The organism is Hymenobacter segetis, assembly GCF_038448715.1.
Lineage (GTDB): Bacteria > Bacteroidota > Bacteroidia > Cytophagales > Hymenobacteraceae > Hymenobacter > Hymenobacter segetis.
On the sequence record NZ_JBCEVZ010000005.1, the window covers coordinates 137,203 to 151,355 of the forward strand.

Annotated in this window: 12 protein-coding genes; 4 read left to right on the forward strand and 8 right to left on the reverse strand. The window is 61.8% G+C overall.

What is annotated here, in order from left to right; all coding sequences use genetic code 11:
* Positions 1-45: 45 nt before the first annotated feature.
* From AAFH49_RS03925 to AAFH49_RS03935, 3 genes are all read right to left on the reverse strand, one after another.
* On the reverse strand, positions 46-1,200 hold the full coding sequence (locus AAFH49_RS03925; protein WP_342296166.1) for a DUF4249 domain-containing protein: 1,155 nt from the start codon (positions 1,198-1,200) through the stop codon (positions 46-48).
* Positions 1,201-3,981, reverse strand: coding sequence for a TonB-dependent receptor (locus AAFH49_RS03930; protein WP_342296168.1), 2,781 nt, complete (start codon positions 3,979-3,981; stop codon positions 1,201-1,203).
* 67 nt (positions 3,982-4,048) lie between these two features.
* Positions 4,049-4,807: a hypothetical protein gene (locus tag AAFH49_RS03935; RefSeq protein ID WP_342296170.1), complete on the reverse strand. Its 759-nt coding sequence runs from the start codon at positions 4,805-4,807 to the stop codon at positions 4,049-4,051.
* 475 nt (positions 4,808-5,282) lie between these two features.
* Between AAFH49_RS03935 and AAFH49_RS03940 the strand changes: the two genes are divergently transcribed.
* Positions 5,283-5,909, forward strand: a complete 627-nt coding sequence (locus tag AAFH49_RS03940) for a 3'-5' exonuclease (RefSeq protein WP_342296171.1) — start codon at positions 5,283-5,285, stop codon at positions 5,907-5,909.
* Here the strand turns inward: AAFH49_RS03940 and AAFH49_RS03945 are convergent.
* Positions 5,906-6,622, reverse strand: coding sequence for a LytR/AlgR family response regulator transcription factor (locus AAFH49_RS03945; protein WP_342296172.1), 717 nt, complete (start codon positions 6,620-6,622; stop codon positions 5,906-5,908). The two genes, AAFH49_RS03940 and AAFH49_RS03945, sit on opposite strands and share 4 nt — an antisense overlap.
* A 209-nt stretch (positions 6,623-6,831) precedes the next feature.
* Here AAFH49_RS03945 and AAFH49_RS03950 point away from each other — a divergent pair, with 209 nt between their 5' ends.
* Positions 6,832-7,248 (forward strand): hypothetical protein, encoded by a 417-nt coding sequence (locus AAFH49_RS03950; protein WP_342296173.1) that lies wholly within the window; start codon positions 6,832-6,834, stop codon positions 7,246-7,248.
* A gap of 74 nt (positions 7,249-7,322) precedes the next feature.
* Here the strand turns inward: AAFH49_RS03950 and AAFH49_RS03955 are convergent, their stop codons facing one another.
* A complete protein-coding gene (locus AAFH49_RS03955) occupies positions 7,323-8,702 on the reverse strand; it encodes an FAD-dependent oxidoreductase (protein ID WP_342296174.1) in 1,380 nt (459 codons plus the stop codon).
* Positions 8,703-9,278: 576 nt separating this feature from the next.
* Between AAFH49_RS03955 and AAFH49_RS03960 the strand changes: the two genes are divergently transcribed.
* The gene (locus AAFH49_RS03960; protein WP_342296176.1) at positions 9,279-12,071 is read left to right on the forward strand and encodes a TonB-dependent receptor; all 2,793 of its coding nucleotides are present in this window, start codon (positions 9,279-9,281) and stop codon (positions 12,069-12,071) included.
* 200 nt (positions 12,072-12,271) lie between these two features.
* Positions 12,272-12,484: a hypothetical protein gene (locus AAFH49_RS03965; protein WP_342296178.1), complete on the forward strand. Its 213-nt coding sequence runs from the start codon at positions 12,272-12,274 to the stop codon at positions 12,482-12,484.
* Here the strand turns inward: AAFH49_RS03965 and AAFH49_RS03970 are convergent.
* The 3 genes from AAFH49_RS03970 to AAFH49_RS03980 all read right to left on the reverse strand — a co-directional run.
* Complete coding sequence (locus AAFH49_RS03970) at positions 12,481-13,080, reverse strand: alpha-ketoglutarate-dependent dioxygenase AlkB family protein (protein ID WP_342296180.1); 600 nt, start codon at positions 13,078-13,080, stop codon at positions 12,481-12,483. The genes AAFH49_RS03965 and AAFH49_RS03970 overlap by 4 nt on opposite strands.
* Before the next feature lie 60 nt (positions 13,081-13,140).
* Positions 13,141-13,836, reverse strand: coding sequence for a hypothetical protein (locus AAFH49_RS03975; protein WP_342296181.1), 696 nt, complete (start codon positions 13,834-13,836; stop codon positions 13,141-13,143).
* A gap of 67 nt (positions 13,837-13,903) precedes the next feature.
* The coding region (locus AAFH49_RS03980) for a kynureninase/PvdN C-terminal domain-containing protein (RefSeq protein WP_483225411.1) at positions 13,904-14,153 on the reverse strand (250 nt) is incomplete at its 5' end.

The following is a 14,153-nucleotide window of genomic DNA, read 5'->3' on the forward strand; positions in this document are numbered from 1 at the left end:
GTAATGGCCGAAACGGCTGGGCCTGGATAGAGAAAATCCCCGCGTCTACGGCCAAAACGAGGGTTTCACGGTGGTACCGTGCAGGCGGCAGTCCACGCAGTCGCGGTCGATGCCCAGCACCCCCCCGCGGATGTAGGCCAGCGGCACATTCTGCCCTCCCCCGAAAACTGACTGAATAATCTCTTTCCGCAGAATGACGGTATCGGGCACGCAGTTGTCGTAGCCACTCGAAACTTTCCAGTCGAACGGCAACTCACTGCGCCGGATGAACAGCCGCTGCTGCTCCACCGAGCGCACACCCACAAAGCCCATGGCCAGCGCCGCATCGTCGTTCAGGCAGTGCACATTGCCGGTGAGCTGCACCGGCTGCGGGTCGAACAGCGTACCGATGTTCTCGGTGTTTTTATTCATCAAGTCCCAGTAGCGGTACTCGGCTTCGGACTGGGCCGACTGCGTGATGAGAATGCTATAGGCATGCCGTAGCCGGCTGTTGGTGGTGGGCAGGGTGCGCACCACGTAGTCGCGTACCGCGTTCTGGGTCAGGCGGGTTGTATTGACAATCTGAATGTTCGGGGATTTCTCGTTGCCCCAGCAAATCTGCGGAAACCGTGTTGTGATAGGAAAAAGGCCGCCCGGGGGAATGGGGTCGAGGTTGCGGTATTCCAGCGTGGGAATGAGGACGGGAATGGTTTCCCAGGTTTCCTCGTAGTCCCAGCGGTAGAAGCGCGTGGCGGCAGGGTCGTCGTTGTGGGCGCTGATGAGGAACTGCAGGCCCTCGGGGGTGGCGCGCCAGGAAAAGTCGTCGATGCGCGGGGTGATGTTGACAGGCGCAAAATCGGTGGCGTATTCCTTGCCGGTCTGCGTGCTGATGTGCAGCCGGTAGCGGCGGGCCGGGTTCAGTGTGCGCGGAGTGGAGGTGTAGGTGCCAGCCGGGCTCTCGGCGAGCGGGTAGCGCGGCCCGCCTTCCTCCTCGATGTACATAGTGGCCTTTGCCTCCACCGGCGGGGCCGTTTTGGCGCCAATAGAATAAGTGCGCGTTAGCTTGATGGTGCTGACACCCTTGCTGTTGATGAAGCCGTCGACCACCAGGTAGCTGGGCGGGTTTTGCACGGCCTCGGGCAGGTAAGGGTCGGTACAGCCGGCTAGCACCATCAGGCTCCAAAGCAAGGCCAACCGGGCGAAGGGAGACGAGGCGCGCATCTAGAATTTGAAGTTGTAGGTGATGGTCGGAATGGGCGAGCCGAAAATAGACAGCTGGTAACCCTTGATTTGCCCGTTCGACGACCGGAAATAGATGGAGTACGGGTTGCGACGGCCCGTGAGGTTGTACACGCCCACCGTCCAGGAGCTGTGGGCCAGCTTCTTCACTTTGTGGCTGCCCTCGATGTTCAGGGCCAGGTCCACGCGGTAGTAGTCGGGCACGCGGTAGGCGTTGCGGTCGGAGTAGAATACCCGCAAGGCGTTGTTGATGTAGTACTTGGCCAGCGGCAGCGTAATGGGCCGGCCCGTGCTGTAATTGAAGTTCAGCGAAGTGCTGAAGCGGCGGCTCAGGCGGTAGTTGCCCACCATCGTGAAATCGTGGGGCTTGTCGTAGTTGCTGGGGTAGTAATTGCCGCCGTTAATCATGTCGGCTGTCACGGCGGTGTTCACCTGCACCAGCGAGCGCGAGTACGTGTAGCTCACCCAGCCGTTGAGCTTGCCCGTCAGCTTCTTCACAAATACTTCCACGCCGTAGGCTTTGCCCTGGGCGTTGATGATATCCGTCTCGATGTGCGGATTCAGCACCAGCGTGGCCCCGCTCTTGTAGTCCACAAAGTCGCGCATCGACTTGTAATACGTCTCCACCGAGGCCTCAATGGTGTTGGCCTTGAAGTTCCGGTAGTAGCCCACCGATACCTGGTCGCCAATCTGGGGCCGGACGTTGGCATCGGTCAGCTTCCAGATATCCGTCGGCGACACCGAGGCCGTGTTGGTGAGCTGGTGAATGTACTGGCGGGTGCGCGTATAGCTGGCTTTCACGGAGGAGTTGTCGCTGAGCGAGTACCGCGCCGACAGCCGGTATTCCGGGCCGTGGTATTTGGCCAGCACCTTGTTGTTGCCGTAGCGCACCGTGTCGATAATAGACGATTCGGAGCGCGACACGCCCGGCTCGTATTGGTACACATCGCGCGGCCCCAGCGCCTGAAACAGCGAGTAGCGCAGCCCGATGGACACCGAAAAGCGCGGCGTAATATCAAAACGGTCAGAGATATACAAGGCGCTTTCCAGGCCCTTCTCCTTGGCCAGCACGTTGGGTTTCACCAGCGAGGAGTCGCCCTGAGGCAGCAGGCTGCCGGGGTCCACGTCGTATAGCTGCGAGCTCACGCCGAAGTCGATGGTGTGCCGGGAGTTAGGTAGATAGCTGAAATCGGCCCGCGCGTTGGTTTGAGTGATGGCATACTTCAGCTGCGAGGCCGTGAAGATGTCGTTGGTGCTCGTGACGTCGTAGGCGTAGTGGCTGTAGGTGCCCGTGAGCACGCCGTAGAACTGGTTGGTGAAGTTGTGGCGCCACTTCAGGGTGGCCGTCTGGTTCACGTAGTGGTAGGTGGTGTCGTTGGCCAGCCGGAACCGGTCGGTGCTGTAGTAGCCGGTGAGGTAGAGCGAATTCTTCTCGTTGAACTCGTGGCTGAGGTGGGCTGTGACGTCCGAAAACGACGCCGCGCTCTGCGAAAACTGCTTGCTCGGCAGCTGCTTCAGTATCCAGTCGGAGTAGCTGGCGCGCCCGCTGATGATGAAGGAGCTTTTGTCCTTGGCCAGCGGCCCTTCCAGCGTGACGCGGCTGGTGAGCGGCCCAATGCCGCCCGAGCCCGAAAATTTCTTCTTGTTGCCCTCGCGGGTGGTGATGTCCAGCACCGACGACAGCCGCCCGCCGTACTTGGCCGGAATGGCGCTTTTGTACAGCTCCACGCCCTGCAGAATGTCGGGGTTGAAGGCCGAGAAAAAGCCGAACAAGTGCGACGGGTTGTAGATGGGCGCATCGTTGAACAAAATCAGGTTCTGGTCCGTCGCGCCGCCGCGCACGTTGAGGCCGGTGCTGCCCTCGCCCACCGATTTCACGCCCGGCAGCGTCATCACCACGCGCAGAATGTCGGTTTCGCCGAAGGCCGTGGGCACCTGGCGCATGGTCTTGATGTCGAGCTTCTCCACGCCCATCTGCAGGCCCGATACGTTCTTGTCCTTCTCGGCTTCCACCACCACTTCCTTCAGCGTCACGATGTCCTCGTCCACTTCTACTTCCAGCTTGCCGTTGCCGCGCAGCACCACCTGCCGCCGGGTGTTCTTGATGCCCACGCCGCGGATTTTCAGGTCGTAGCGGCCGGTTGGCATCGTGAGCGAGTACGACCCAAACTGGTCGGTGCTGGCCCCAATGTTGGGCGACTCCGAGTAGATGGACGCGCCCACCACCGGCTCGCCGGTCTTGCTGTCGCGGATGTGGCCGGCCAGCGTAGCCTGCCCGCCCGCGCCGCCCGCCAGGCCAATTTCGTACACCTTGTACTCGGCCGCGCTCACCAGGTGCGAGCGCCCGGCGGACTTCGCCACCGGCTCATCTTCAAAATCAGGCACCACACCGCCTGCGCCCTGGGGTTGGAAGAAATCGAGCGGCAGGTCCGGGTTGATGGGCGTGCCGCGGGAAATAAATACGCGGTTCTGGGCATCCACGCCGAAGCGGAAAGGCGTGGGTTGCAGGGCCTGGTAGAGTACCGCGCGCACGGGCTGGTTCTGCACCTGCACCGTCACAAACAGGCTGTCCACGGCCTTCGGGTCGAAGTAGAACCGGTAGTTGGTCTGGGCTTCGAGCTGGCTGGCAAACTGCGCAAACGGCACCCGCACAAAATTGCCGCTCACCGTTTTTTCGGGCGGCGCCTGCTGCCCGTAGCTGGCCAGCACCGGCAGGCCCAGCAACAGCAGCACCAACACCCACATAGAATATGCTTGCTTCATAGAAAATAGAAAGGAGGAGAGGCAAAAAGGAAACGTCGGTACCCAGTCGGCCACAAGCCGGTCGCAGCTATTGTGGCGCCAGGGTATTGTAATAGACCGCTACCTGCGCCAAAGAGCTACCCAGTTGCTCCTTGCCAAAGGATAAATCTTTGTCCCGGATGAATTGCTGCACCTCCTTGCCGTGGTCGGCCAGCAGGCGCACCGCGCCCGATTTGCTGGTAACGGCGTAGTAGGTGCCACCCTTCTGCATGAAAAACCGGTCGGCGCCCACAAACTCCGCGTTGATGAGCCGCTGGCTCAGCTGCTCGTGCAGGCGCTTGGTCCGCTTGGCCAGCACCTGCACGGGGCCATCCACCAGCATTTCGTAGTAGCCCGTGGCAATGGTGCCCCCGGCGCTGCTGTCGGCCACCAGCCGCACAAAGCGGTGGTCGTTGATGAAAAAGTAGCGCACCTGCTCATTAGCCAGCCGCAGCGTGAGCGGGTTGGTGGGCTGCTGCAGCACCACCTGGTCGAGCACCACGTCGTAGGCCAGGCGGAGGTTGGTGAAGTAATGCTCGTTGTAGTACACGCTGCCGGGCTGCCTGTCGGGCGACAGAAAGAACTGATGGCCCATGCGCTCGTTGTAGCGCAGGGAGTAGTCCACGTATTCTGGCCCGTTATACAGCTGCGGGTGGTGTTTGAAGGACTCGTTATACTGCTGCTGGACCGCCGCCACGGCATTGGCTACCAATGCATCAGGGGCAGTGGCCGGGCGCTGGGCCAGCGCGGGCGCACCAAAGCCCAGAGTGACCGCCAACGCCGGCACGATGCTACGAAGTGTTTTCATTGGGATGGAGAGGTCAGGTTAGGTGCAGCGATGTAGGCAAAAGAACATAGCTCGCCTCGGCTCCGTCCGTACTGGGTAGCTGGAGAAAGGAGGCGGATGCGCAATGCCGCAAAAAGCAATGGAGGAAAGGCAACTGGCTGAACTGCGCATCGGGGTAGCGACTGCGGTATCAACCTAAGAGTCGAAGATAATGAATGGCCGGCGAGGGAGCCCCGAAAGGAAACCTGGCGCGCGCAAACTGAGCAGTCGCCTGTTCACTGGCGGTAAGCCAATTAACGAATGCCCAATCTCACGGATTGCGTTTTGCCTGAAAAAGAACGAATTGCGGAACAGTAAAATTGTGGGCGGGCCTGCTACCGCATTTTTAACCCCGGAGTGCAGAGCAGTGTTTTTAATACGCTTTTAATCCCGTCCGGCTACAATTGCCGCTCCGGCCCGTCAGCCGCCCGGCCGGCCGCTTCCGTACACTCTGCCCATGCGCTACGTTTCCCTCGACCTCGAAACCTCCGGCCCGAACCCCGCCCGCCACCAAATCCTGGAACTGGCCGCTGTGGTCGAAGACTCCCGCCACCCGCTGCCCCTGGCCGAATTGCCGGCCTTCCGCCGCGTAGTGCGCCACCCCGAGTATGCGGGCACGGCCGGAGCCATTGCCCTCAATGCCCGCCTGTTCGAGGAACTGGCCCAAAAAGAGCCCAACCCCGAGCTGTGCACGCCCGCCGAACTGCTGCCCCAGCTGCGCGAATTCCTACTCCTGCACGGCTTCCGGCCAGATAAGCACGACTGCGTTTCGGTAACCATGGCCGGCAAAAACATCGCCGTATTCGACCTCGGCTTTCTCAAAGAGCTGCCCGGGTGGGGCACCCTCGTGCGCGCCGAGCCAGCCATGCTCGACCCGGCCGCTTTCTACCTCAACTGGCGCAAAGACTCGCGCCTGCCCAGCATGAGCATCTGCAAGGCGCGGGCGGGCCTGGAGCGCGAAGTGGCCCACGAAGCCCTGGCCGATGCGCTGGACGTGGTGCGCCTGCTCCGCCCATTCTACGAGCTGCCGGTGTATAAGCAGGTGCAGAACAGCGAAGTGCCCGAAGCTACCGAGGAGGCTTAAATGCGCTGCAAGCCCTTAAAAAAGGCTTCCTGGTACGACTTGCCGATGGGTACAAAGTGGCCGCCGCTCAGGTTGGCCGTATTGTCCTCGATGGACTCGATGTGCTGGGTATTGAGCAAGTAGCTGCGGTGTACCCGCATGAAATTCGGGAACGACGCCAGCCGGTTTTCCAGCGCCTTGAGCGTGGTGTACACGATGTACTTGTGCTTGGGCGTCACGATGTTGACGTAGTCGGACAAGGCTTCCACGTACAGCACCTCATCGAAATTGATGCGCACCATGCGGCTGTTCACCTTCACAAACAGGTCGGCGCTGGTGGGGCTGTCGGCGGCGGGCGCGGCCGCTGCGGTGGCCGGAGCCCGCCGCGAGGCCACCCGCTGCACCGCCTGCGTGAAGCGGGCAAAGTCGAACGGTTTCACCAGATAATCGGTCACGCGCAGCTCGAAGGCATCGACGGCAAAATCCTGCCGGGCGGTGGTGATGATGACTTCGGGCGGGTCGGAGAGCACGCGCAGCAGTTCCAGGCCGTTGAGGTGCGGCATCTCAATATCCAGAAACAGGACATCGACTTTGTTGCCCTCGCGGAAAAACGTGAGCCCGGCAATGCCATCGGCCAGCGAGGCCACCAGCTTCAGATTGGGCGTGAGCTCAACGTAGTGCTCCAGCGTCAGCCGGTTGATTTCGTCGTCGTCGATAATGGCGCAAGTCATCATAGTAGGGGCAGGGAAGAGAAAAGGGCGCGAATTGGGTAATTGGCAAGGGGCATTAAAATATTCGCCGATATAAAGTAACCACTCAGGGGGCAAAACATGACAATCGCCCAGAAGGATAACCTGCCGGAATCCGTTCAGTTTAGTTTTGACAAGGATAAGATGCAATAAATAAAGCCGCTACGTATGTAGTTGCTTCAGCTTTTCTGGTTATGATTTGGACGCGTACTTTCGGATTGATGTTGATGGGTTGGATGAGCATTGTGGGGGCTCGGGCCGCCGGCCACCCCAAGCCGCTCACAATGGCGCAAGCCGAAGCCCGCAATGAAATGCCCGCCCCAAGCTTCTCGGGGCAGCTATACGAAGCCCGGCGTGTGAGCAGTTTTCTCGCCGATGCATTAGTGCTCAATAATGCCCAGCAACACGCCGTGCAAGCCTACACCGTTGCCAAGTTCGAGGCCCTGTCGCTGGCCGTGACTGCCGCCGACACCGCCGAAGCCCTTCAACAATACCGGCAGGCCGTGCGGCGCGTACTGGCTCCCAGCCAGCGCGACGTCTACGCGGTGCTGTGCCAGCACCAGACCGATACCCTGCTGCCGCTTGACAGCAGCGAGCTGGCCCTGCGCTAGTTGGTTGTTGATGAATGGGGTGGATTAAGGATTTGAACTGTCATGCAGAGCGCAGCGAAGCATGACGGGCTATGTTAATGACGGGCCGCCATTTCCTGCTGCACCAGCGCCTGCACTTCCGGCTGGTCATAGTCGGCCTCGGCCTGAATGTGGGGCATGAGGCGGGCCATGATGGCATCCTGGCGCTGCCCGGCGGCCCAGGCCTCGGCGTAGGGCGTGTCGGAGAAGGTGACCTGCGAATACAGCGGCACCCACTGGCCGGGAAACTGGGCCGAGATTTTCGCCTCAATTTTCTTTTGCAGAAGGAACTTGGGGTCGGCCACGCGGTCGCGCATCTCTACGAAGTTGTACAGGGCCAGGTCGGCCATGGCGTCATTGTTGGGCTTGCGCTGGGCCTGAAACTCGGCGAAAATGACGTCCCAGGCCGAGTCGCCGTGCTGGTCGAATAGCGCATTGAGCACCGTGCAGTCTTCAAAGCCGGCGTTCATGCCCTGGCCGTAGAAGGGCACGATGGCATGCGCCGCATCGCCGAGCAGCAGCACGTCGTCGCCGTGCTTCCACGGGAAACACTTCACGGTGAGCAACGAGCCGGTGGGGTGCGCGAAAAACTCCTCCGTGAGGGCCGGCATAAGGGGCACAGCGTCAGGAAACACGCGGTCGAAAAAGGCTGTGACGTCGGCCGGCGTTTGCAGGGCGGCGAAGCTCTCGGGGCCTTCAAAGGGGAAAAACAGGGTGGCGTTGAAGGAGCCGTCGAGGTTGGGCAGCGCAATCATCAGGTACTGCCCGCGCGGCCAGATGTGCAGGGCGTTTTTCTCCAGCTGCCACGCGCCGCCCGGCCCGGCGGCAATGGTCAGCTCCTTGTAGCCGTAGTCGAGGAAGTCCTGCGAATAGTCGAACCGGTCGGTGCGCTGCAAGGCGCTGCGCACGGCCGAAAAGGCCCCGTCAGTGCCAAACAGACGGGTGTAGGGTTCGTGGTGCTCCTGCTGGGTGGCGGTGTCGCGCAGGTGCAATTCCTTGGTTTTGAGGTCGATGCCGGTGCACTGCTGGCCGAAATGCAGCGTCACGCCGGTCTGGGCCTCGGCCAGGTCGAGCAGGCGGCGGTTGAGATGGCCCCGGTTCACGGAGTAGATGGCCTGCCCGTCGTGCCCATAGGGTTGGCGGGTGAGGTTGCCGTGCACGTCGTGCATCACGCGGCCACTCATCGGAATGCCTACTTGGCGGATGTCGTTGGCCACGCCCACGCCGCCCAGCGCCTTCCAGCCCCGGTCCGACAGCGCTAGGTTGATGGAGCGGCCCTCCTGGAAACCGGCCCGGCGCGGGTCGCCGCGCCGCTCAAATACTTCTACGGCGTGCCCGCGATGGGCCAGGTACAGCGATAACAGGGAGCCCACCAGCCCGGCCCCCATCACGGTGAGGCGTTCGGTGGTGGGGTGGGAAGGGGTGGGGGTGGCCATTGGAGAGAGGAGCTTGAATACGGGTGGGCAGGAAGCAGCGGCGAAGCTACTACGGCCCGTGCGCTTAGCCAGTAAAGCCCGAAAAACCCGACGGGCTATCAATTGCATTCATCGTCTAAAAATTATAATTGGTCGTAAAATTAGCCAGCTAGGCAACCCTTGGCGGACCTTTGACGAATTAGAACTAAAACAACTTTGGCTATGACACATTTTCGATTTCGGTACAAACGGGCAGGGTATGTGCGGTGGCGGCGTCGGGCAGTTCGGGCCCGGGCTGCGTTGCGGGTATGGCCGCTGTCGGCCGATGCCCGCTATGCGCCCAGCATGGCGGCGTGGCGGCGCGCACAACCCCTGGCAGCACCGTTGGCCCCCATCAGTGCCATGCTGCAGGTGGGTAGCTACCTAGTGGGCGAGGAGAGTGACCCGCAACTGACCGGCCATCCCGATATCAGATACTAACTATTTATTATTCAGGGAAAATAACTTGGCTATTGCAGTGAGAGCATAAGCGGCTGCCAAGGCCTATATCGGGAAAAAGTAGTAGGTTTGCATACTATTTTTAAAAATTCCCGAATAATGCAGCAACGTTACTTCTTTCTTATCCTATGCCTGATGCTGGCGTTGAACAGCTGGGCGCAGGTTCCTCAAACCATCAGCGGCACCGTGCAAACGGAGGCCGGCATGCCCCTGCCGGGGGCCACTATTTTCTTCAAAGGCACCTACAATGGCGGTAGCACCAACGAGGAAGGCCAGTTTCAGATAAAAGCGGATTTTTCTAAGGGCCCGCAGGTGCTATCCATCTCGTTTGTGGGCTATGAGACGCAGGTGCTCACCCTGGCCCAGCCCGACAATGCGCTAGTGGTAACGCTACGGCCCAGCGCCGTGCTCGACCAGGTGGTAGTGGCGGCCTCCCGCGTGGAGGAAAGCATCGGCCAGGTGCCGGTGACGGTGGAAAAGCTCAACCAGCGCCAGGTGGAACAGATTACGACTCCCGATTTGGTGGCCGGCCTCGGCCGCTTCAAGGGCATCGATGTGAGCAGCTCCAGCTTGCTCACCACCAGCTTCAGCACGCGGGGCTTCAATTCCTCGCGCTCGGAGCGGGTTATTCAGCTCTCGGACTACATGGACACGCAGGTGCCCAGCCTGAGCAGCTACTTCGGCAACCTGCTGGGTGCGCCGGTATTGGACGTGGCCAGCGTGGAGATTGTGCACGGCCCGGCCTCGGCCCTCTACGGGGCCAACGCCTTCAACGGCGTGCTACTCACCAACTCGAAAGACCCCTTCAAAGACCCCGGCCTGACGGTGCGCCTGCGCGGCGGCAACCGCGACCTGCTGGACGGCCAGCTGCGCTACGCCACCAAAATCGGCGAGCGGGTGGCGTTTAAAATCTCGGGTGGAGCCACGGTGGCCACCGATTTTATTGCCAATAACCAGGACGCGACTTCGGCCGTGATTGAGCCGGCCAACAACCAGCCGGGTTCGGTCGCTGGCTACGATGCGGTGAGCCGCTACGGCGATGTGAACACGGGCTACGTGTTTGCCAACGTGCTGGTGAACCCGGCCACGCGCCAGCCCTACCAGAACGCGCAGGGCCAGCCCATTCCGACGCCAACTGAGCTGCGCGGCAAAACATTGTTCCTGCCCGGCTTCTCGGAAGCCGACCTGGTGGCCGGCGACAACAAAACGCACTCCTATAAGGTAGCCCCCAGCTTGTCGGTGCTGCTCACCAACAGCATTAAGGCCACGGCCGATTACAAGTACACCAATGCCACCACTACTTACCAGAGCGCCAGCCGCTACCGGTTCGTGAATGGGGGCGCACATCAGGCCCGGGTGCAGGTGGAGGGCCGCAACTGGTTTGTGCGCGGCTTCACAACGCGCGATTTCGCGGGCGGCACAGGGGCGCAGGCCGATGGCTCCTACAACCTCGGTTTCCTGGGCGGCTTTCTGCAAAACCAGGTGGTGCCCGGGGCTACTACCACCACCTACGGCCAGCGCTACGTGGCCACCTACCTGGGCGGCCTGGCAGCGGGCCTGCCGGTGGCAAATGCGGCTTCCGGGGCGGCGGCTACCTTGTTGCAGCCGGGCAGCAAGGAGTTTAATGATGCCCGCGACAAGATTATCCACGACCCGACGCCTGGCCAGGGCGCATTGCTGGTTATTCGCTCCGTTCTCAATGAGGGCAGCGGGCAGTACACGTTCAACAACAACATTGCCGACCTGACCGTGGGCGCGGCCTACCGCCAGTACCTGCTGGGCTCAGATGGCAGCCTGTTTGAGGATACCAAGGGCGGCGACCGCATCCACAACTACGAGTACGGCGCCTACGCCCAGGCCACCAAAACCCTGCTCGACGACCACCTGAAGCTGGCCGCCGCCGGCCGCGTCGACCGGTTCCAGAACTTTGGCACTGCATTTTCGCCCCGGGCTTCGGTGGTGTACTCGCTGGGGGCCGATAAGCTCCAGAACTTCCGCGCCAGCTTCAGCCGCGCTTTCCGGGCACCTACCCAGAACGACCAGTACATCAAGCTCGACGTGGGCCGTGCCTTCCTGCTGGGCAACGTGCGCGGCGGCTTCCAGGGCTACACGCCCGCGCTGGGCAGCCGCGTAGCCGCTGACCCGGCTATTCTAACACCCGCCCGGGCTTCGGAGCTGGCTGCCTACGAATACAACGGTCCGGCGCTCAAGCTGGAAGAAGTGAACAGCTACGAAGTAGGCTACCGCGCCCAGCTGGTGAAGAAGCTGTACGTGGACATCGACTACTTCTACAACGTGTACAATAACTTCATTGCCACCCAGAACTTCATCGGCAACGTGGATGGCAGCCGGCCCACTGCCACCCAAATAGCCAGCGGCGGCAGCGTCAGCTTCCAGAGCCCGGTGCTCCTCAACGGCGCGGCCAACAACACCCGCGTGCTCCAGATTGCGGCCAATGTGGACCAGCGCGTGCAGAGCCAGGGCGCGGGCATCACGCTGAGCTACGCCTTCGCCCCGGGCCTCACCGTGAACGGTAACTACAGCTACAACGACCTCATCACGAAAGACTTCAAGGCCGGCACGCAGTCGTTCTTCAACACGCCGAAGAACAAGTTCAACTTCGGCCTCGACGGCCAGCTGCTGAACCGCGCTCTGAGCTATAACGTGAACTACCGCTGGGTCGAGAGCTTCCTCTACGAGTCGACCTTCGCCACCGGCACCGTGCCCACAGCCCAGACCGTGGATGCCCAACTGGGCTACACCCTCAAGGCGCTGCACACCACGCTGCAAGCCGGCGTCACCAACCTTTTCGACACCGCCAACCTGCAGGTGTACGGTGCGCCCAGCTACGGCCGCATCGGCTATTTCGGGCTGCTGTTCGACATCAAGTAGAAAAAAACATTGCTGATGGAAAGCCCCGGCCAGTTTCTGGTTGGGGCTTTTTTATGGGCATTGAGTAGCGGCTTCCGGCTACGGTGGCGCTTGGCGGTCAGGCTGGTACGCTCCTTGTAAAGGTCCGGCTGCCGCAGCTTCAGGTAGCTGAATACGGTTGAGGTAACCAGCGCTTCTCACCGCTATTATTCGCCCTATTTATGCCCCGTTCCGCCACTGTCCGCCGGCTTGCGCCCGCGCTCACCGCCCTGCCCGCTTCACCCCTCACCGTAGAGAAACCTCCGGCTGCCGCCCTGGCTGGCGGGGCAAAAATCATTCAGCTCATTACCACTCCGGTTTTTCGGGTGGGCGAATACGAGGTGGGCGACGGCTACTGCCCGCACCTGCACGGCCACCCCGGCATTCGCTACTAGCCGGCCGCTCCCGCCACCCACCGAAAGGTGAGGTTGAGGCGCGGGCCGATGGGCCGGGCCGTTTTGGGCAGGGCGTGCTGCCAGTGCTGCTGGGTGGGGCCGCGCATGAGCAGCAGGCTGCCGCTGGGCAGGTCGAGGCCAAAGGGGGCGTAGGCCAGCCCAGCACGCGGGCGCAGCCGGAAGTGGCGCGTAGCCCCCAGACTGAGCGAGGCGATGACGGGCGCGGGGCCGAGCTCGGGCTCATCGTCGGCGTGCCAGCCCATGCTGTCGCGGCCGTCGCGGTACAGGTTCAGCAGCACGCTGTTGAAGCGGGCCTCGGTGGCGGCTTCGAGGCGCTGGCGTAGCGCTTGCAGGGCGGGCAGCCAGGGGCGCGGCTCCCAGGCCAGGCCGGAGTAGGTGTAGCGGGCTTCGGCATCGCCGTACCAGGCGGTAAGGCGCGGCTGCGGAATTTCCTGCCCGAAAATGCGAATGGCCCGCTGCTCCCAGGCCACTTCGGCGGTGAGCTGCGTGAGCAATGCCTCAGCCTCAGCGGCCGGTAGAAAAGTGGGTTCGAACAATAATTCGGCCCGGGGCAGGGGCAGCGGTGAGAGAGCCATAAGAAACGCCGGTAGCGCACGGCCACGCACTACGGGCGGGGCCGCCGATGAGGGTTGGCCTTACTGTTTCGGCATCATGCGCTCAAGCTCCTGCTGCACTTCCTTGGGCTGCTGCTTCAGCATATACGATTGGAAGTACTGGATTCCGTAGGCCAGCACAAAGCACACCAGCAGCGGCGGTAGCCAACTGCGGCTACGGTAAACCGACTGCCCCACGTAGCGCGGCCAGAACCACAGCACGTAAGCCAGAATAGCGGGCAGGTTGAACAGTGGCCCGTACCACAGCCTCAAGCCGAAGCGGGGCAGCGCCCAGCTCAGGGCAATTATACCGGCCAGCAGGTAGGCCAAGATGAAAACCACCAGGCTCAGCAGCGCCCGCTTGCGGTCGAGCCGCCATAGGTTGATGCCCAGCAACACACCGCCCGCCAGCAGCGTGAACGGGATGGAAAACAACACAATGGTCACCGGCGAATACAGCGCGGGCGCGGTTTCGTCGGGCTCAGTAGCATCAAGGGTTTCAACCGGCCGGGGCCTGTCGAGCGCGGCTTCGGCGGCTTCGTCAATGGTGCGCTGGGCGGCGGCCCCGGCTTCGAGGCCGGGGCGCAGGGCGGCTTCTTCGGCGGCGGGCTGGCCCCGACGGCGCAGCTCATCGAGGGCGGCGAGCACGGCGGCCTCGCGGTACTGGACATGGCCGGTCACGTATTCGCGCAGGGCCGCGTCGGTCTTGAGCAGCATCTTGGCGGCGTAATCTTCCATTTTCAATGGGTGAATAGGTGAATGAGCGAATGAGTTATTTTATGGGGTATACGAGAAAAACATTTGCTCATTCACCCATTCGCTCATTCACCCATTGGGTAAGCGCTTCGCCCACCCGCTCCACGTCCTCAAACGAATTATAGAGCGGCACGGGTGCCAGGCGGATAACATTGGGCTCGCGCCAGTCGGCGATGATACCCTGGGCGGCCAGGAAATCGAACAATTCGCGCCCGCGCTCGTGCACCAGCACCGAGAGCTGGCAGCCGCGCTGGGCGGGGTCGGCGGGCGTGATGATTTCGAGCTTATCGGTAGAAAGA

Excerpts from the sequence above, each read along its gene's own strand:
- AAFH49_RS03975 (WP_342296181.1), bottom strand. The coding sequence starts at position 13,836 with ATGGAAGATTACGCCGCCAAGATGCTGCTCAAGACCGACGCGGCCCTG.
- AAFH49_RS03955 (WP_342296174.1), bottom strand. The coding sequence starts at position 8,702 with ATGGCCACCCCCACCCCTTCCCACCCCACCACCGAACGCCTCACCGTG.
- AAFH49_RS03970 (WP_342296180.1), bottom strand. The coding sequence starts at position 13,080 with ATGGCTCTCTCACCGCTGCCCCTGCCCCGGGCCGAATTATTGTTCGAA.
- AAFH49_RS03935 (WP_342296170.1), bottom strand. The coding sequence starts at position 4,807 with ATGAAAACACTTCGTAGCATCGTGCCGGCGTTGGCGGTCACTCTGGGC.
- AAFH49_RS03965 (WP_342296178.1), top strand. The coding sequence starts at position 12,272 with ATGCCCCGTTCCGCCACTGTCCGCCGGCTTGCGCCCGCGCTCACCGCC.
- AAFH49_RS03940 (WP_342296171.1), top strand. The coding sequence starts at position 5,283 with ATGCGCTACGTTTCCCTCGACCTCGAAACCTCCGGCCCGAACCCCGCC.
- AAFH49_RS03950 (WP_342296173.1), top strand. The coding sequence starts at position 6,832 with ATGATTTGGACGCGTACTTTCGGATTGATGTTGATGGGTTGGATGAGC.
- AAFH49_RS03930 (WP_342296168.1), bottom strand. The coding sequence starts at position 3,981 with ATGAAGCAAGCATATTCTATGTGGGTGTTGGTGCTGCTGTTGCTGGGC.
- AAFH49_RS03925 (WP_342296166.1), bottom strand. The coding sequence starts at position 1,200 with ATGCGCGCCTCGTCTCCCTTCGCCCGGTTGGCCTTGCTTTGGAGCCTG.
- AAFH49_RS03960 (WP_342296176.1), top strand. The coding sequence starts at position 9,279 with ATGCAGCAACGTTACTTCTTTCTTATCCTATGCCTGATGCTGGCGTTG.
- AAFH49_RS03945 (WP_342296172.1), bottom strand. The coding sequence starts at position 6,622 with ATGATGACTTGCGCCATTATCGACGACGACGAAATCAACCGGCTGACG.